Source organism: Flavobacterium sp. GCM10022190, assembly GCF_042656445.1.
In the GTDB taxonomy this organism is placed as follows: domain Bacteria; phylum Bacteroidota; class Bacteroidia; order Flavobacteriales; family Flavobacteriaceae; genus Flavobacterium; species Flavobacterium nitratireducens.
In genome coordinates, this window is sequence record NZ_JBHSOQ010000004.1 from 164,190 (window position 1) to 183,469 (window position 19,280).

17 protein-coding genes are annotated in these 19,280 nt (G+C 33.9%); 8 read left to right on the top strand and 9 right to left on the bottom strand.

All coding sequences use genetic code 11. The annotated features are described in order from the left end of the window. Nucleotides 1-133: 133 nt before the first annotated feature. From ACFPTQ_RS13935 to ACFPTQ_RS13955, 5 genes are all read left to right on the top strand, one after another. Nucleotides 134-1,642, top strand: coding sequence for an FMN-binding glutamate synthase family protein (locus ACFPTQ_RS13935; protein ID WP_379778206.1), 1,509 nt, complete (start codon nucleotides 134-136; stop codon nucleotides 1,640-1,642). A 336-nt stretch (nucleotides 1,643-1,978) separates the two neighbouring features. Continuing rightward, complete coding sequence (locus ACFPTQ_RS13940; RefSeq protein WP_278036484.1) at nucleotides 1,979-2,557, top strand: non-canonical purine NTP diphosphatase; 579 nt, start codon at nucleotides 1,979-1,981, stop codon at nucleotides 2,555-2,557. Nucleotides 2,558-2,760: 203 nt separating this feature from the next. After that, nucleotides 2,761-4,620 carry a DEAD/DEAH box helicase gene (locus ACFPTQ_RS13945; protein ID WP_379778208.1) on the top strand — a complete coding sequence of 620 codons (1,860 nt, stop codon included), beginning with the start codon at nucleotides 2,761-2,763 and terminating at the stop codon, nucleotides 4,618-4,620. Between the two features lie 89 nt (nucleotides 4,621-4,709). Further along, on the top strand, nucleotides 4,710-5,477 hold the full coding sequence (locus ACFPTQ_RS13950; RefSeq protein WP_379778210.1) for a carboxypeptidase-like regulatory domain-containing protein: 768 nt from the start codon (nucleotides 4,710-4,712) through the stop codon (nucleotides 5,475-5,477). A 108-nt stretch (nucleotides 5,478-5,585) separates the two neighbouring features. Next, nucleotides 5,586-6,110, top strand: a complete 525-nt coding sequence (locus ACFPTQ_RS13955; RefSeq protein WP_379778212.1) for a hypothetical protein — start codon at nucleotides 5,586-5,588, stop codon at nucleotides 6,108-6,110. 79 nt (nucleotides 6,111-6,189) lie between these two features. On the opposite strand, the gene ACFPTQ_RS13960 is transcribed toward ACFPTQ_RS13955, so the two are convergent. Beyond that, entirely contained in the window at nucleotides 6,190-7,653 is a 1,464-nt protein-coding gene (locus ACFPTQ_RS13960) for an aminoacyl-histidine dipeptidase (protein ID WP_379778214.1), read from the bottom strand. Between the two features lie 108 nt (nucleotides 7,654-7,761). On the opposite strand from ACFPTQ_RS13960, the gene ACFPTQ_RS13965 reads away from it, so the two are divergent. Next, nucleotides 7,762-8,823, top strand: a complete 1,062-nt coding sequence (locus ACFPTQ_RS13965) for a DUF3810 domain-containing protein (protein WP_379778216.1) — start codon at nucleotides 7,762-7,764, stop codon at nucleotides 8,821-8,823. Between the two features lies 1 nt (nucleotide 8,824). On the opposite strand, the gene ACFPTQ_RS13970 is transcribed toward ACFPTQ_RS13965, so the two are convergent. Together ACFPTQ_RS13970 and ACFPTQ_RS13975 are read right to left on the bottom strand one after the other, a co-directional pair. Next, entirely contained in the window at nucleotides 8,825-9,637 is an 813-nt protein-coding gene (locus ACFPTQ_RS13970; RefSeq protein ID WP_379778218.1) for a lysophospholipid acyltransferase family protein, read from the bottom strand. A gap of 80 nt (nucleotides 9,638-9,717) precedes the next feature. Continuing rightward, nucleotides 9,718-10,371, bottom strand: a complete 654-nt coding sequence (locus ACFPTQ_RS13975) for an NUDIX hydrolase (RefSeq protein WP_379778220.1) — start codon at nucleotides 10,369-10,371, stop codon at nucleotides 9,718-9,720. An 86-nt stretch (nucleotides 10,372-10,457) separates the two neighbouring features. On the opposite strand from ACFPTQ_RS13975, the gene ACFPTQ_RS13980 reads away from it, so the two are divergent. Beyond that, on the top strand, nucleotides 10,458-10,898 hold the full coding sequence (locus tag ACFPTQ_RS13980; protein ID WP_379778222.1) for a DUF4268 domain-containing protein: 441 nt from the start codon (nucleotides 10,458-10,460) through the stop codon (nucleotides 10,896-10,898). Between the two features lie 9 nt (nucleotides 10,899-10,907). On the opposite strand, the gene ACFPTQ_RS13985 is transcribed toward ACFPTQ_RS13980, so the two are convergent. From ACFPTQ_RS13985 to ACFPTQ_RS14005, 5 genes are all read right to left on the bottom strand, one after another. Beyond that, on the bottom strand, nucleotides 10,908-11,321 hold the full coding sequence (locus ACFPTQ_RS13985) for a hypothetical protein (RefSeq protein WP_379778224.1): 414 nt from the start codon (nucleotides 11,319-11,321) through the stop codon (nucleotides 10,908-10,910). A 14-nt stretch (nucleotides 11,322-11,335) separates the two neighbouring features. After that, nucleotides 11,336-12,277: an NAD(P)H-dependent flavin oxidoreductase gene (locus ACFPTQ_RS13990; protein ID WP_379778226.1), complete on the bottom strand. Its 942-nt coding sequence runs from the start codon at nucleotides 12,275-12,277 to the stop codon at nucleotides 11,336-11,338. A 6-nt stretch (nucleotides 12,278-12,283) separates the two neighbouring features. After that, nucleotides 12,284-13,906, bottom strand: coding sequence for a S8 family peptidase (locus ACFPTQ_RS13995; protein ID WP_379778228.1), 1,623 nt, complete (start codon nucleotides 13,904-13,906; stop codon nucleotides 12,284-12,286). An 83-nt stretch (nucleotides 13,907-13,989) separates the two neighbouring features. Continuing rightward, a complete protein-coding gene (gene mnmA, locus ACFPTQ_RS14000; protein ID WP_379778230.1) occupies nucleotides 13,990-15,177 on the bottom strand; it encodes a tRNA 2-thiouridine(34) synthase MnmA in 1,188 nt (395 codons plus the stop codon). 94 nt (nucleotides 15,178-15,271) lie between these two features. Next, a complete protein-coding gene (locus ACFPTQ_RS14005; RefSeq protein ID WP_379778232.1) occupies nucleotides 15,272-15,982 on the bottom strand; it encodes a toxin-antitoxin system YwqK family antitoxin in 711 nt (236 codons plus the stop codon). Between the two features lie 383 nt (nucleotides 15,983-16,365). Here ACFPTQ_RS14005 and ACFPTQ_RS14010 point away from each other — a divergent pair, with 383 nt between their 5' ends. Further along, nucleotides 16,366-17,328 carry a fasciclin domain-containing protein gene (locus tag ACFPTQ_RS14010; RefSeq protein ID WP_379778234.1) on the top strand — a complete coding sequence of 321 codons (963 nt, stop codon included), beginning with the start codon at nucleotides 16,366-16,368 and terminating at the stop codon, nucleotides 17,326-17,328. A 54-nt stretch (nucleotides 17,329-17,382) separates the two neighbouring features. Here ACFPTQ_RS14010 and yidC read toward each other — a convergent pair whose 3' ends face one another. Next, a complete protein-coding gene (yidC, locus tag ACFPTQ_RS14015) occupies nucleotides 17,383-19,272 on the bottom strand; it encodes a membrane protein insertase YidC (protein WP_379778236.1) in 1,890 nt (629 codons plus the stop codon). Nucleotides 19,273-19,280: the final 8 nt, after the last annotated feature.

Sequence of the window (19,280 nt, forward strand, 5' to 3'; positions counted from 1 at the left end):
GATAGTTACTGATTAACATTGTGTTTCTTTTAACGTTTTACAGCAAAAAAACCCATGATTTATTAATGTTTTCTAAATTATTTTTGAATAATACAGATTCTTATTACATTTAGACTAACCTATTTTTCAAACTATGAGAAAAGAATTTTTTATTATTGGATTTGGACTTTTGTTATTAAGTCTTGCCGCTCATTTTTTATTTAAAACAAGCCTTTTAATAGCCCTCACTATTTTCATTCTATTGATTATCGGGATTTTTAACAGTTTACAACACAAACATGCTATTCTTAGAAATTTTCCAGTTTTGGGATATTTCAGGTATGCTTTTGAAGAAATTGCCCCTGAAATTCAACAATACTTTATTGAAAGAACTACAGATGGTAAACCATTTTCCAGAAACGAAAGAGCACTAGCCTATCAACGTGCTAAAAATATTAGTGCCAACACACCATTTGGAACACAATTAGATATTAACACTTCTTCATACGAAGGCGTAAAACACTCCATTTTTCCGGCACACGTTAACGAAGAATTACCGAGAGTTACAATAGGTGGTCCCGATTGTACCCAACCCTATTCCGCGTCCTTATTGAATATCTCTGCCATGAGTTTTGGGTCGCTAAGCGAAAATGCAATTATAGCACTCAACAAAGGCGCACAAAAAGGCAACTTCTACCACAATACGGGCGAAGGAGGTTTAACAGAATACCATTTGCAAGGCGGTGATATCACTTGGCAAATTGGAACAGGTTATTTTGGATGTCGCAACGAGGAAGGTAATTTTGACGCCGAAAAATTCAAAGAAAAAGCTAATCTTCCATCTGTAAAAATGATTGAAATCAAACTATCTCAGGGTGCCAAACCAGGACATGGAGGGGTTTTGCCAGCAGCAAAAAACACCGAAGAAATTGCAAAAATTCGTGGCGTAAAACCGCACACTACTATTCTTTCTCCACCTTGCCATACTGCTTTTAATTCGCCTAAAGGTCTGATTGAATTTGTTGCACACTTACGTGAATTAGCCAACGGAAAACCAATAGGATTTAAATTATGTATTGGGAAAACCGAAGAATTTGAAGCCATTTGCCACGAAATGATCCAACAAAATTGCTACCCTGATTTCATTACTGTTGATGGCGCCGAAGGCGGAACAGGAGCTGCTCCATTAGAATTTGCAGATGGCGTAGGAATGCCTTTAGAACCTTCATTGATTTTTGTAAACAAGACTTTAATCCGTTTTGGAATTAGAAAGAACATCCGCATCATTTGCAGTGGAAAAATTATTTCTGGTCATGCAATTCTAAAAGCGATTGCCCTGGGTGCCGACTTGTGCAACAGCGCTCGTGGTTTTATGTTTTCGCTCGGTTGTATCCAAGCCTTGCGTTGCAATACAAATAACTGCCCTGTAGGTGTTGCCACTCAAGACAAAATGCTAATGAAAGGATTATCCGTTACCGATAAATTTGAACGTGTATATCATTTTCACAAAAATACCTTATATGCTGCAAATGAATTATTGGCTGCGGCAGGAAAAACATCTTATGAAGAGGTTGATGTTTCCATTTTTATGAGAGGAGATGAATTTACCCATCTTTCGGATTTGTATTTTCCAGATAACTTATCGAATGTTATCAAGCATTAAAAAAACAAGGAGGGCAATAAAGCCCTCCTCTACTTGGTTTTGATTTACTATCTCAACTTATAATTAACTAAATGCTGCTGATGATTGTTGTGTTTTCTTTTTCTACCCAAATTAACATACACAAGTAATGAATCAAAACCACATATTAAAGGTACAAAATAATTCTAAATTTATTTCAAAAAACTGATTTTTAACGTATTACAAAAATATTATTAATATCAAATTACGCTATCCTAATCGAATTTTATGGTATATACTGCAAAAAACCACAAACAGTATACATCAAAGAAAGAGCATAAAAATTGTACATTTGCAGCAATCGTTAAAAACATTACTATGCAACTTGTATTTGCCTCTAATAACAAAAATAAAATCAAAGAAATCCAACAGTTACTACCTAATACTATTGAAATTTTAAGTTTGGAATCCATTGGATGTCTAGAAGAAATTCCTGAAACAGCAGCCACTATTGAAGGAAATGCTATTCTTAAAGCAAATTATGTAACCGAAAAATATGGCTATAATTGTTTTGCCGATGACACAGGCTTAGAAATTGAGGCTCTCAACGGCGAACCTGGCGTGTACTCAGCAAGATACGCTGGCGAACAAAAAAATGCCGAGGATAACATGAACAAAGTACTCAACGCCTTAGCCAATTCAACAAATAGAAAAGGACAATTCAAAACGGTAATTGCCCTTAATATGAATGGTGAACAACTTTTGTTTACTGGAATTGCCAAAGGCGAAATCACCACCGAAAAATCAGGAAATCAAGGATTTGGCTACGACCCTATTTTTCAACCTGAAGGATATCAAGAAACATTTGCTGATTTACCTTTAGAAATTAAAAACCAAATTAGTCATCGCGGAAAAGCAACCCAATTGCTTCTAAACTATTTAAATCAAATGAAATAATGTTTTAAATCTAACTTTTTTATTTGTTTTTATTATAAAATTCCTCAGTAAAATGGCTTGAAAATCAAAAAAACCTAAGTGTAATTTTGTTAGAAAACCATAACTTTCTGATAATCAAATAAATTAAATTCATTAAATCTTAGTAATGCATTAGTTTATATCGATTATTAGCAGTAATTTTGCACCCTATTTTAAAAATACATATGAATAAATTTGAACAATTAGGATTGAGTGAATCGTTACTGAAGGCGATCAAAGATCTAGGATTTGAGAATCCGTCGGAAGTACAGGAGAAAGCGATTCCCCTATTATTGGAAAAAGATACAGATTTAGTTGCGTTGGCTCAAACTGGGACAGGGAAAACGGCAGCTTTTGGTTTTCCAGTTATCCAAAAAATTGATGCTGACAACAGAAATACACAGGCGTTAATTTTATCTCCAACGCGCGAGCTTTGCTTACAGATTGCCAACGAACTTAAAAACTACTCAAAATACGAAAAAGGTATTAATGTGGTAGCAGTTTACGGAGGGGCTAGTATTACAGAACAAGCTAGAGAAATTAAAAGAGGAGCACAAATTATTGTGGCTACTCCAGGTAGAATGCAAGACATGATTAACAGAGGATTGGTAAACATTACTCAAATTAACTATTGTATTCTTGACGAGGCAGACGAAATGTTGAACATGGGATTCTATGATGATATCGTAAACATCCTTTCAACTACCCCAGACGAAAAAAGCACATGGTTGTTTTCTGCTACTATGCCAGCAGAGGTTGCTAGAATTGGAAAACAATTCATGAGCAATCCTCAAGAAATTACAGTTGGTACTAAAAACTCAGGTTCAGCAACGGTTTCTCACGAATTTTACTTAGTAAATGCTCGTGACCGTTACGAAGCTTTAAAACGTTTGGCGGATGCTAATCCAGACATTTTCTCGGTAGTTTTTTGTAGAACAAAACGTGATACACAAGCTATTGCCGAAAAATTAATTGAAGACGGATATAGTGCTGCTGCTTTACACGGTGATTTATCTCAAGCACAACGCGATGGGGTAATGAAATCTTTTAGAGGAAGACAAATTCAAATGCTTGTTGCTACTGACGTTGCAGCTCGTGGAATTGACGTAGACAACGTAACTCACGTAGTAAACTACCAATTACCTGACGAAATCGAAACTTACAACCACCGTTCTGGACGTACAGGTCGTGCTGGAAAATTAGGAACTTCGATTGTAATTGTTACTAAAAGTGAATTACGTAAAATTTCTTCTATCGAAAGAATCATCAAACAAAAATTTGAAGAAAAAACAATTCCTTCTGGAATCGAAATTTGCGAAATTCAATTATTACACCTAGCTAACAAAATCAAAGATACTGAGGTAGATCACGAAATTGACAACTACTTACCTGCTATCAATGATGTTCTTGAAGGTTTATCGAAAGAAGAATTGATCAAGAAAATGGTTTCGGTAGAATTTAACCGTTTCATCAATTATTACAAGAAAACTAGAGATATTTCAGCTTCAGGTTCTGACAGACGCGAACGTGGAGATGATCGTACACCAAGAGAAAACAACAACGGTGGTGCTACTAGATATTTTGTAAATATTGGATCTAGAGACAACTTTGATTGGATGACATTGAAAGACTATCTAAAAGAAACCTTAGAATTAGGTCGTGATGATGTTTTCAAAGTTGATGTAAAAGAAGGATTCTCTTTCTTTAATACTGATGCAGAACACACTGAAAGAGTAATGGAAGTATTAAACAACGTTCAATTAGAAGGACGTCGTATTAATGTTGAAATTTCTAAAAATGACGGTGGTGGAAGACGTGACCACAACGGAAGAAATTCTGGTGGAAGACGTGAAGGCGGAAGACGCGAAGGAAGTTTTGCTCCAAGAAGAGAAGGTGGTTTTAGAAGCGAAAGAGCGCCAAGAGAAGGTGGTTTCCGTAGCGAAAGAAGCAGTTCTTCAAGAAGAGAAGGCTCTTCTGAAAGAGCACCAAGACGTTCTGAGAGCTTTGGTGACTCGCCTAGACCAAGAAGACCAAGAAGAGACTAACAGCCTACTGTTAATTTTCTTATAATAATAAATAAAAACTACAAAATATTCAAAGCTGTTTTAGTACTTTTAGAGTTTTAATTCAGTCTATGAAATATTTTGTAGTTTTCTTTTTTCTATTCCTAACCGCAAATACTTTTGCACAAACAGGAACTATTTCTCAAAAAGTAACGGGTTACGTATACAACGACAATACCAAAAGCCCTTTGATGGGAGCCAACATTATCAATATCAACAAAGTAAGAGGAGCCGTTACCGATTCCAATGGCTATTTTGAAATCGATGTTCAACCTACCGACACCCTACACTTTACGCTTTTAGGCTTTCAATCCTTACGAGTAAAAGTAACCAATGACTGGATCAAAAATAAAGTAGCCAAAATTTTCCTGACCGAAAAAGCAATAGCCCTAGAAGAAGTTGTCATTAGACCTTTTAATCTTACAGGCTATTTAGAGGTTGATTCCAAAACAATTCCGATTAATCAAAACCATCGTTACAATATTAAAGGACTTAATTTAGGCTATGAAGCAGGAGAATATTCTCCAGGCGCTTTTGGCAAAGTATTAGGATCCATTTTTAATCCTGCCGATATGCTGTATAATTTCTTTGGGAAAAAATCAGGAGAACTCAAAAAACTCCGAGAGATGAAAAAGGACGATACAGTTAGAACATTATTAGAATCTAAATTTGACCGTGAAACCCTAGCTGTTTTACTTGGGATTGACAAAAAAGAAATTCCAGAAATCCTACAAAGATGTAATTATTCGGAATCTTTCATACAAACCGCAAACGACCTCCAAGTTATGGATGCAATAAGTAGCTGTTACGAACAATATAAAGTCCTTAAAAAGAAATAAGATATATTCGAAACCAAATCCTCAATCTCATTGAGGATTTTTTTATGCAACACAATTGAAATTTCAATAATTTCTTATATTTGAAAAAATTCAATTAAAAACTACAAAATGAAAGCAGGCAACATTTTTCTTCCTTTACTCTTATTATTAACTTCTATTAGTTTTGGACAAACTAAATTCAACAAACAAATAGCTGGGCATGTTTTTTACCTAGACATACCCGATTACATGACAAAAACAGTGGGCCTTAATGATGTGGCTTCTATCCAATACAAAAGCACCGTAAAAGACGTTTATACGATAGCCATAGAAGACAGCAAAGAAGATCTTGCTATTTTAGAAATACATTATTCAACCATAAAAGATTTTCAGGAAGAATTTGCCAATGATTTTTTAAAAGACGAAGATAAGAGAACTATCTCCAAAGCCCTCTTTAAAACCAAAGACAATATTAATTTTGCTGAATTGGAAGCGAGCTACTTTGACAAAGATTCCCAACTTGAAATCTATTATCTAATAGGAATCGTGGAAACTAAAACCCATTTTTACAAAGTACTTTCTTGGACCACGCTTGAAAACAAAGACAAATACAAAGCCGATTTTCAAAAAATAATTTACAGTCTAAAAGACTAAACGTTAGCTACCCAAAAACAAAACCGCCTCAACTAAAACTTAGATGAGGCGGTTTTGCTTATAATAGATCTCAGCAAAATTACTTAACTGGAATATTTGCTAAAATTTCGACTAAAAATTTCCAAAATTTTTGAGAAGAAACAATACTAGCTCTTTCATCCGGAGAATGCGCTCCCTGAATGGTTGGTCCAAAAGAAATCATATCCATATCAGGATAATTAGCACCTAAAATACCACATTCTAAACCAGCGTGACAAGCAACTACTTTTGGCTTATCCGAGAATAAATTTTCATAAACAGGTACTAAAACCTTCAAAATAGCCGAATCTGGATTAGGAGCCCAACCTGGATAAGAACCTGACAATTCCACTTCACACCCCATTAATTCGAAAGCCGATCGTAAATCATTAGCCAAATCAAACTTAGCTGATTCAACTGAAGAACGCGTTAAACACTGCACAATCAACTTTCCATTCCCAACCATTACTTTGGCAATATTATTTGATGTTTCAACCAAATTATCAAAATCGGCACTCATTCTATGCACTCCATTAGTTGCCGTTGCCATGGAACGTACAAAATAGTATTGCGCCATTGGAGGCATTACTTTAGCAGGTAGTGTTTCTAATTTTTCAAAAACGATCTCCAAATTAGGTTCCGTAGTTTTTAACTCAGCTTTGATTTCGTTTACAATTTGTTGCATATCAAAAACAAAAGCCTCATCATATACCGAAGCAATAATTACCTTAGCTACACTTTCTCGTGGGATTGCATTACGCAAACTTCCACCTTGAATTTCGGCAATTTGCAAACCAAAATTATCAAAACCATCAAACAGCAAACGGTTCATGATTTTATTGGCATTTCCTAATCCTTTGTGGATATCCATTCCGGAATGACCTCCTTTTAGCCCTTTAACCGTAATAGAATAACCTACTGAATGTTCAGGTGTTTCCTCCTCATCATATTCGGCTTCCGCAGTAACATCAATTCCACCCGCACAACCAATATCGATTTCATCGTCTTCTTCGGTATCTAAATTCAAAAGAATTTCTCCTTGCAAAACACCTCCTTGCAAATTCATTGCCCCAGTCATACCTGTTTCCTCATCAATGGTAAACAGAGCCTCGATAGCTGGATGTGCTATATCCGTGCTTTCTAGTACTGCCATAATAGCTGCTACTCCTAAACCATTGTCGGCACCAAGAGTGGTTCCTTTTGCACGTACCCAGTCACCATCTACATACATTTCGATTCCCTGAGTATCAAAATCAAACACAGTATCGGCATTTTTTTGATGAACCATATCCAAATGCCCTTGCAAAACAATTGGTTTACGATTTTCCATCCCGGCAGTAGCCGGTTTACGGATGATTACGTTTTGAACTTCGTCCTCAATAACTTCTAAACCTAAATTATTACCAAAATCCTTAATAAATGCTACCACTTTCTCTTCCTTTTTAGAAGGACGCGGAACAGCATTCAAATCGGCAAACTTATTCCACAATGCCTTTGGTTCTAAATTTCGTATCTCTTGACTCATATCTATTATTTGCAATTTTTAGCTCTCAAAGTTACAAAGTTTAAAATCTTTTTGCTGTTATTGAACCAAATATTATGATATATTTACATCACAATAAAAAATGCTGTTTTGAAAAGAAAATACCTACTGCCTTTTTTACTAATTATTCAGATTATCATTCTTAAAATAATAGCTTTTTATCCGCAATGGATAGAACGCTATTACAGCAATTTAGTTTATTCCCAAATTGCTACATTTTCAAGAATTGTTTTTGGAAAATTCCCTTTTTCAATAGGTGACTGTCTTTACATTCTTTTAATTCTGCTTATCGCAAAATGGTTTTGGAACAAAAGAAAATCTTGGAAACTTCATTGGAAAACCAACGTTATCCACATTTTTAGTTTTCTATCCGTTTTTTATTTTAGTTTTCATCTACTTTGGGGACTGAATTATTACCGTATGCCTCTATTTGAAAAAATGAATATTAAACGTGAATATTCGGATGCTGATTTGTATGACTTCACAAAAAAAATCATAGCTAAGGCAAATGCAATTCAAATACAAATTACTAAAAACAAAAATCTAAAAGTAGCTTACCCTTATAGTCACGAAGAAACCTTCGAAAAAAACATAAATGGTTATCAAAACCTATCGAAAAGCTACGCTTACTTTGGTTACCAAAATAGAAGCATCAAAAAGTCTCTTATCAGTTTGCCATTAACCTATATGGGATTTGGAGGTTATTTAAATCCATTTACTAATGAAGCCCAAGTAAATGACTTAATGCCCAAATACAATTTACCTACTACCAGTTGTCACGAAATGGCTCATCAAATGGGTTATGCCAGCGAGAGCGAATGTAATTTCATCGGTTTTTTGGCTTCGGTCAATAACGAAGATTTGTATTTTCAATACTCAGGTTACAGTTTTGCGCTTCGTTATTGTTTAAACAATTGGTATTTGAAGAATGAAAAAATATACGAACGACTATTACAAACTGTACATCCCGGTATTATAGCAAATTATAAAGAGAGTGAAATTTTCTGGAGGCAATATGAAACCCCTATCGAAAAAGGATTTCATGCTTTTTATGACCGCTATTTAAAAATTAACCAACAAAAAGAAGGAATGGATAGCTATAGCAAATTTGTAGATTTATTAGTCAATTTTTATAAAAATAAAAATTTGTAAACTAGTCAACTTCCCATTGACGCAATTTATTCAATTCTTCTTGTTCTTCTAATTCTTCGGCAGGAATTACCTTCAAAAAAGAAGGATGTTGCTCGATTGCATATTCAATTTTCTCTACAATTTCATCGATGGTATCATTATCATAATCCACATCTAAAGGCTCTTTGATTATAAACGATTGCAGAATACCTTTTTTCTTCATTCGGATACCTTTTCTATCAAAGGAACGTCTGAAACCATCAATAACTATTGGCACTACTATGGGACGATGCTGTTTAATAATATGTGCCGTCCCTTTTCTAACAGGTTTAAAAGAACGTGTAGTTCCTTGTGGAAAAGTAATAACCCAGCCATCATCAAGTGCTTTTTTAATATTCTCAGTATCATTAGGATTCACAGGTCTTTTTTCTGTAACATCTACTCCTTCAGAGCGCCAAGTTCGCTCTACTGGAATAGCACCAGCATAGGACAATATCTTTGGTAATAACCCAGAACGCATGGTTTCCTTAGCCGCCACATAATAAATATTTAATTTGGGATGCCATAAATAACCAATATTTTTTATAGAATCTATTCTACCACTTAAACTAGCATTGAATACATGAAACATAGCTACTACATCGGCAAAATACGTTTGATGATTAGAAATAAAAAGCACGTTCGTATCGGGTAAATTTCTAATAATTTCTGAACCTTCAATTTGTAACTCATTAAAGCCTCGATAACGTCTATGAGTACAACTTCCAAAAATACGGATCAACCATTTTTTTAGAAATAAAATATGTCCAAAAGGATTTCTTTGAAAGAGTCTCATAAATTGTTTTCTTATTTTTTGAAATTGGTTTGCAAAACTACAAAAATTATAACTGAGCTTTCAAACCCAATAGCAATCAATTATATATTTTTTTCAATAAAAACACTATCTAAAACATCTCTTAATTCACTCAACATCATTGCAGTGGCTCCCCAAACAATATGCCCTTCAATTTTAAAAGCTGGCACTTCAATACTTGTTGCGTAAGAGGTGGTTAATGTCTCGGTCACAATGATTGTATCATCTCTAAAAACAGCCAACGGTAATTCGATTACAGCAGCTACTTCAACTGGATCCGGTTTAAAATGAATCTCTTCTTTACAAATTCCTAAAAAAGGATGCACCATAAAATTACTTGGTGGAATATACAAGGATGTAAACGCTTTTATAATTTCTATTTTACTTCGATCTACTCCTATTTCCTCTTCTGTTTCTCGTAATGCAGTTGTTTCAAAATCAACATCAGCTGACTCAAATTTTCCGCCTGGAAAAGCAATTTGAGCCGAATGTACTCCCTTATAAGAATTACGTACAATTAAAACCAAGTGTGTTTCTTTATTTTTAGGATAAAATAACATCGTTACCGCAGCTTCTTTAGGTTTTATATCTTTTACATCCATTTTAGCCAAAAGAACTTTACGCTCAAGTGGCATCATCTTTTCATGTGAAAAAGAGGCTGAAAGTTGCGTTTGAACTAAAGCGGGTATAAATTGTAAAAAATATTGAAAATCCATATTCAAAAGCTATTTTTGCAAATAATAATATAAATATACTTTAGAAAAGAGGTTTGTACAAGTTTTCTAAAGCCAAAGCCTATAAAATGTATAGTAAAGAAGAAACACAACGATTAAAAAGAGAATTTTGGGTAACATTTGCAGAGAAATACCCAAGAAAATGGATGCTGTATGATACAAAAATCAAAGATTTCTCTTTTAAATTTTTTGTGGATAACAAAAAAGCGCAGGTTCTAATTGATATTGAACATCGCAGCAATGAAAAACGAATCGCTTACTTTGAAAAACTAGAGGCCTTAAAAAGTATTTTAGAAGAAGAATTCATAACTGATTTGGTTTTTGAAAAAGACTATGTCTTAGAAAACGGAAAAATCATCAGCCGAATTTGGGTAGAAAAACAAGGAGTAGGTTTCAGTAATCGAAACAATTGGGATGCTATTTTTGATTTTTACAACGAAAAAATGGATGCTCTGGAGCGCTTTTATTTGGAGTATGACGAATTTATAAAGGATATTGAAATTGAATAAAGCCTTCTTTTACATCGAAAAAATATTATACACAATCACATGATCTGGATAGGTAATGTAAAGTTGCTTACGATTGTCCTGTTTTTTTCTCGTTATGATAGATAGCGTACAGTCTACTCCATCATTATCCTTACAAAGGAAAGAATAAACCAAATCAGTTTCCGACTCTGATTCGGGCTGATAGGTTTGAATATCATACAACTGAATATTTCTAGAATAGATTAAGATTCGGTTTTTATTAGTATCCAGAGTTACAGTAATATTTACCAAACTCAAATCCGACCATTTCCCCCATTTTCCTCTTTCATTTTTTTCCAATACACTATATCCAGAAGTGCGAAATCTGTAGGTTTGACTGTACGATTGTTGAATACCAATTCCTAAAAAAAGCAGGACTATATATAAAAACTTTAATTTTGTCATTTGAAATCTTTTTTTCATAAAAAATGGGCAATCTTAGTTTTGGCTAATTGATATTCCTTCATCATATCTTTTACAATTGATTCGGCTGATTTTATTTCGTGAATTAAGCCTGCAATCTGACCTATTTCTAACTCTCCTTCTTCCAAATCACCTTCAAAAATACCTCTTTTTGCACGAGCCTTTCCTAACAAACTGGCTAAATCTTCTTTGGTTGGACATTTAGCATATAATTCTTGAATATCTTCAAAAAACTTATTCTTAATCAACCGAACAGGAGTTAACTCTTTCAATGTTAATTGCGTACCCCCTTCCTTCGTATTCACAACTAGCTGCTTAAAATTATCATGAGCAGAAGATTCTACAGAAGCCGCAAATCGACTTCCTACTTGAACACCATCAGCTCCTAAAATCATTGCTGCAAGCATACTACTACCACTAGCTATTCCGCCTGCTGCAATAATAGGAATTTTTATTTGTTCTTTCACCATTGGAATTAAAGTAAAAGTGGTAGTTTCTTCGCGTCCGTTATGACCACCCGCTTCAAAGCCTTCAGCAACTATTGCATCTACACCTGCCTCCTGAGCTTTCAGTGCAAATTTGGTACTACTCACCACATGTACTACGGTTATTCCTTTTTCCTTTAAGTAGGAAGTCCAAGTCAAAGGATTTCCTGCCGAAGTGAAAACAATTTTCACCCCTTCTTCAATGATTATTTGCATAATCTTTTCAATATCTGGATATAATAAGGGAACATTAACACCAAAAGGCTTCGCAGTCACTTTTTTACATTTTTGAATATGCTCTCTCAATACTTCTGGGTACATTGAACCAGCACCTATTAGTCCTAATCCTCCCGAATTACTAACAGCACTAGCTAATTTATAACCACTTACCCATACCATTCCGGCTTGAATGATGGGATACTGAATTTTAAAAAGTGCTGTTACTTTATTCATCTTGAATTAGTTTTTAATTACTTTGCCCTCTTTAGAAAAAAGATCTGATTTGATTTTATAAAAATAAACACCATTACGCAATGATTCTAAAGAAAAAGTATTTTCTGTAGTTGATACTTTCTTTTCCAAAACTGTATTTCCATTGGTGCTAAAAAACCAAAGCATACCTGAATTAAAATCGGGAGGAAAATGAATTGAAATACTATTAGAAGTAGGATTTGGAAAAGCAGTAAAATAGTTCTTGTCTACTTTTTTAAAATCATTGCTATTGTCTAAAGCAAATTTAAAATCGGGTATTCCATAACCATAATTAGTATTAGGAGCAGTAAACAAACTTGAAGATTTGAGTACTAGATCTCTAATTTCTTGATTCGTCTTATTGGGTAAAGCCTGCCATAAACAGGCTAGCATTCCCGAAATAATAGGCCCTGAGAAAGAAGTTCCATTGGAATAAACAGGATTTCCTTGCTCATTAGAAACAATTACATTTTGCCCTAAAGCCATTACTTCTGGTTTTATTCGTCCATCGGCTGTTGGACCTATCGAACTAAAACCCGCTTTTAATTTGCTTACATTTATTGCTCCAACTGCAATAACCGAATTTGCATCGGCTGGTGCGCTAACATAGGGATTAGAAGTTCCTCCTTCATTCCCTGCCGAAGCAACCACTAACATCCCTCGACTAAAAGCGATATCAGCACCTCTGGAAATAAAAGCAGTTTTACCATCTCTAACACTATAAGAATAATTATAAGCTGGATTATCAAAGTCCGAATAACCCAATGAACTATTTATGATATCCACACCTAAGCTGTCTGCTTTTTCAGCTGCTTCCACCCATAAAGACTCTTCTACTGGATTTTCAGAACGTACATCTTCGGTTATAAATAAATAATAAGATGCATCGATAGCTGTCCCAATTAAAGAATTCTCTGTATAGGCAGCCATTGTAGATAAAACATTTGTTCCATGTGTATCTAAAGCATAAAAATCGTTGTTCCTTGAAACAAAATTATAGCCACCCAAAATCTGATTGTTATCTCTTATTCTTTGAAAAGCAACCGACTGATTCACCCCTAAAAAGCCACCGTCTAAAACTGCTATAATTTTCCCTGATCCTTTATAATTTTGCTGATGCAAATACTGCCCGTTGAGCATTTCTATTTGCGAAGCAAAACCTGTTGTTGCCAGAGTTGAATTCTCTTTCTTTTTTTGCTTCTTTTTTTCAACAAAAGCTCCTTTATAGACATAATCAATTTTATTAGTAAGATTAAGAGCTTTATTTGCAAAATCAATCCTATCCACAAAAGCATAGTTTTTCAAAGAATTGATACTAGTTTGAGAACCTCTAACATGAATAGCATTCATCCATTTAGACCGAGCTAAAACTTGTATCTCTGGAACCTTTTTAATTATAGTAATGAAATCCTGATTAATGGGAATATCTTTAAAATCCAAAGCTATATTTTGATTCGTTCGTCGATCTAGGGCACGTTGAGACAACATTTGCGTAGAATTATCCAAAAAATACTGTTCATTAGTTTTAGTTTTAAAATACACCCAAGCATCTTCTTGTGCAACAGCAAAAAGAGGAAAGCAAACTAAAAAAAATAAGGCATACTTTTTCATAACAACACGGAATAAAAAAAGTGATTAACTCCATTAGAAATTAATCACTTAAATATATTGTTTATTTTTTAAAAGTACAACTACTAGGAAATAACTCCAGAACCTATCAATTCTTCATTATTGTACCAAGCTACAAATTGTCCTTCAGTAATAGCTGACTGTGGCGCTTCAAATGAAACAAAAAGTCCTTTTTCATATTGATGCAACGTAGCCTCTTGCAATTCTTGTCGGTATCGAATTCTGGCCTTTACTTTCATCGTTTCCCCATTGGATAAAGCCATATCAGTTCGAATCCAGTGTACTTCAGATTGGTCTACAAACAAAGCTTTTCGAAACAAACCTGGATGATGATTTCCCATGCCTGTGTAAATAACATTAGAAACGACATCAGTGGCAATAACAAATAAAGCTTCAGGAGTTCCGCCTACATTTAGTCCTTTTCGCTGTCCAACAGTAAAATAATGAGCTCCTTGATGTGTACCCACTTGTTTTCCCATTTCTGGAGTATATTTAATAGGGCTTGCTTGCATTGTCAGAATTTCTTCTTGCGTTAGTCCTTGTGGTGTTTCAACAGAATAGATGGAGTTGTCTTTGTCAATTTGAACAATTACACCCGCTTTTGGCTGTAACTTTTGTTGCAAAAATTCAGGAAGACGAACTTTCCCGATGAAACACAATCCCTGAGAATCTTTCTTTTCGGCAGTTACCAATTCCATTTCGGCAGCAATTTCACGAACCTGAGGTTTGGTTAATTCGCCTATTGGAAAAAGAGCTTTAGCCAATTGTTCTTGCGATAATTGACAAAGAAAATAAGACTGGTCTTTATTGTTATCTACCCCAGCCAATAATTGATAAACTGTTTCACCATTTACCTCCGTTTCACTTTTACGGCAATAATGTCCTGTAGCCACATAATCGGCCCCCAGACTTAAGGCGATTTTCATGAAAACGTCAAATTTTATTTCGCGATTACACAATACATCTGGATTAGGAGTTCTTCCTTTTTCGTATTCGTTGAACATATAATCAACGATTTTCTCTTTATATTGTTCGCTCAAATCAACCGTTTGAAAAGGAATCCCTAACTTTTCAGCAACTAACAAAGCATCATTACTGTCTTCTAACCAAGGACATTCATTAGATATCGTTACCGAATCATCATGCCAGTTTTTCATAAAAAGACCTATCACTTCATAGCCTTGTTGCTGCAACAAATAAGCTGCAACACTTGAATCAACTCCACCAGAAAGCCCAACTACAACACGTTTCATTCTAAAAATTTATTTTTATGAGTGCAAAGGTACAAAGTTTTGAACCGATTCTGTTTATTATAACATTTCGTTCACAAGTTGACCCTACAAATTATCACTTCGTTTTAACTGCTGTTTTAGGTTTTGGATTATTCTGGTTCACTTCATCCTTTAATTTTCCATTTTCATAAAATTGCCAAACACCTATTTTCTTTCCGTTTGAAAATTTCCCCTTAGAAACAATATTATTATCTACATCTCTAAAAATAGCCTCTCCATCGTATTGATTGTTTTTAAAAGTAGCTTCTTCTAAAACATATCCTTTTTCGGAATATTTTTTAGAAAGACCATTCTTTAAATTGTTTTTATAATAGGTCTCTTCGGCAATTTTCCCACTTGGAAAGAAAACAGAACGCAAACCTTCTAATTTTCCATTTTTATAATTTTCTATTGTCATTATCGTAGTCGATGCATGATGATAATACTTCCATTCTCCTTCAAACATTTTATTGACAACCTTACCTTCGCTCACTTTATTTTTATTTTGGTCATAAAAAACAGTGTAAGCTACATTATCATTTGGATTAAACGTTCGAGTGGCAATAACCGCTCCAGCCTTAGTATCATCAAAAAATTTAAACTCTCCCACTTCTTTACCGTGAGAAAAAGTTCCTTCATAACGAAGTCTTTTGGATTCAGGATAATAACCTTTCCACTTACCATGCTTTCTGGATTGTTCATCCAACTGATTCGTAACTTCTTGAGCCTTTAACTCAAGACCATGTACGCAAAAAAATAAAAAAAACAACAAGATTCTAAAAACCATATCAAAAAAATTACATTAAATCATCCAAAACTAATCAATGGACTTTCTGCTTTAATCAATTACTATAGATTGTATCAAAAATAAAACCAAATAGCTTTAAAACCAAGAGAATACAATAAGTCAAACACTGTCTATTAATAACTGAAAAAGAAGATTCAAATTTACTACTATATCAAGTGTCAAAACAATTATAATGAACAAAATTCCATAGTATTATTTTGTTTAACATTTTAAACATATAAATAAACAAAAAATCAAATTTTACAGGAACTATCTAAAAATCAACATTAAACAAATATTAATCATTTTATAAAATTATATTTTGTTTAATCTTTTGTAATTAATTTTAAACAAAATAAATACTAACTCTTAAACATTAAATTATGAAAGTATTATCAAAACTTAAAAATTCGCTAGTGTGCATTGCTATGTTAACTTTTATGGTAGCATGTAATAATGATGATGAAAAATCGGAACCAACCAGTAACAGCATTGCTGCTATTGCTTCAAAAAATTCAGATTTTTCGACCTTAGTGAACGCTCTAAACAGAACTGGATTAACAGCTACACTAAATGGTTCTGGACAATTTACTGTATTTGCACCAACGAACGCTGCTTTTGATACTTTTTTTAGCTCACTAGGAACTGGTGTAAATGTGAACAATGTTGACGTAAATGTTTTAAAGAATGTTTTATTGAATCATGTCATTGGTTCAGAAATTATGAGTGCAAACATTCCTGCATCTACTTACGTTTCCACTCTATCACCAATTAATTCAAGCGCAAATGCTCCGACCGTGAGTATGTTTGTTCAAAAATCAGGATCAGTAGTAACTATAAACGGAGGAATAAACAACGGAGGGGCTGTTGTTTCAACTGCTGATGTAGATGCTAGTAATGGAGTAATTCATGTAGTAAAAAGAGTAATTGCAATACCAACAGTAAAAAATCACGCTGTAGCTAATCCAAATTTCAGCACATTAACACAGTTGCTTGTAACACAAAATTTAGCAGCAACACTAGATGGAACTAGTGGATCTCCTTTCACCGTATTTGCTCCAGTAAATTCAGCATTTGATAATGCAACTCTAACTTTATACGGAAATCTAACTAGCACACAAAAAACAAATGTATTGTTGTACCATGTTGTAGGTGGAGTAAATGTTCGTTCTAATGCAATTCCTTCTGGAAATATTACAACTTTACAAGGTCAAACATTCAGCATTACAGGAACATCAATCAATGATGCTGGAAGTGATGTAAATAAAAATATTACATTGACAGATGTACAATGCTCAAACGGAATTATTCACGCCATAGATAAAGTATTACTACCAGCGCTGTAACCATAAAACAATCCATAAACAAAAGCCCCAATCTGCGATTGGGGCTTTTTACTTTTATTTTTTCTTTTTATTTTGTTGTGCTTTCATCGCTTCTTGTTGCGCCATTGCTTCCTGAAGCTTTTGTTGAAACTTACTTTGTTTCTTAGGTTCTTTCTTTTTGTTTTCTTGAATTTCGGCGTGAATTTTATCACTGTCGATGATGTAATTTTTAATTACTAACATAATTCCAATTGTAATGGTGTTAGAGATAAAATAATACAAACTCAATCCAGAAGCATAACTATTAAAGAAAAACAACATCATTAATGGCGAAATATACACCATCGCTTTCATCATTTTAGCCATATCAGGCATTCCTTCTTGCTGTGGCGTTGACATTTGCTGGTCACCTGTTGTCATTTTCATATAGAAGAAAATTGCAATAGAAGCTAAAATTGGGAACAAACTCACGTGGTCACCATAAGCTGGAATATGGAATGGCAATTTGTAAACGGAGTCAAATGATGATAAATCATCTGCCCATAAGAATCCTTCATGTCTTAATTGAATTAAGGCCGGGAATAACTGGAATAAGGCATAGAAAACAGGCATTTGCAATAAACCGGGAACGCAACCTGCCATAGGATTTACACCTGCTTTACTGTAAAGCTTCATTGTTTCCTGTTGCTTTTTCATTGGCTCATCCTTAAACTTCTCACCAATTTCTGTGATTTCAGGACGTAAAACTTTCATCTTAGCCTGCGATAAGAACGATTTATAGGTAACAGGCGACATTACTAATTTTACTAAAATAGTAAACAGTACAATAGCCCATCCTTGAGAAATAAACATGCTTAAGAATCCATAAGCTGGGATGAAAAGATATTTATTAATCCATCCAAAAATTCCCCATCCTAAAGCTACAATATCTTCTAAATCTCTATCATAGGACTTTAAAAGTTTATAATCTGTAGGTCCATAGAACCAATTCATTTTTTGGTTAATCTCCCCATTGCTGAAAGCAATTGGCATTATCGCTTTGAACTGTTTCGTAAAAGTAGTATCAACATTATCATCTTTAACTAAATTGTTAGAATGCAATTCTGTTGTTTTGAACGGTGTTGATGTTAATAAAATAGAAGAGAAGAAATGTTGTTTGAAAGCAACATAAGAAACATCCTCAGCTGTTTCTGATTTATCCTCACCCTGACCTAAATAATCTTTTTTTCCATCTTCATACTCAAAATACAATTCTGTATAACGATTTTCGTAAGATATACTTTTTTCATTTGCAAAAGTTTTGAAATCCCACTCTAATTGTAAAGGTTTATTGGTTTTCAAAATGGTATTCAAACCTTCCGACTGGATATCAAAATCCAACATGTAATCATCAGCTTTCAATACGTATTTATAGGCTAAATAGGCATTTTCAGAAGCTTTTAATTTCATTGTCAAAATTTGGTCTTCCCCATTTTTTGTCAAAGTAGGTTCAAAATAAAGATCTTTTGTATTTAAAGTATGATTATCAACAGTAGGTAATTGTAAATTAAACTGCGCATTATTATCCTTTACCAATTGTACTAACTGGCCAGAACCTTTTTTTGTACGTTCAAAATTTTTCAATGTAACATCTACCACATATCCTCCTTTATTAGCAATAGTAAGTTTTACTAATTTGTTTTCAATTGTAGTAAATCCCTCTTTTGCAGAAGGTAAAGTAGCTGAATAAGCAAAGCTTCCTAAAGTTTTTTGTAATTGTGCTAATTGCAAAGTATCATTTGCTGATGTACTTAATTTAGCAACATTTTCTTGTGCTTTTGGAGCTTTAGCCACCAATTCTTTTTTGTTCTTTTCTGCAGCAAGTTCTGCTTCAGAAGGCTTGTTTTGATACATTATCCAAAGTAATATACCGAAAATCAATACAAAACCAATCAGCGAATTGGGGTCAAACTTTTTTTCTTCCATTTTTAATA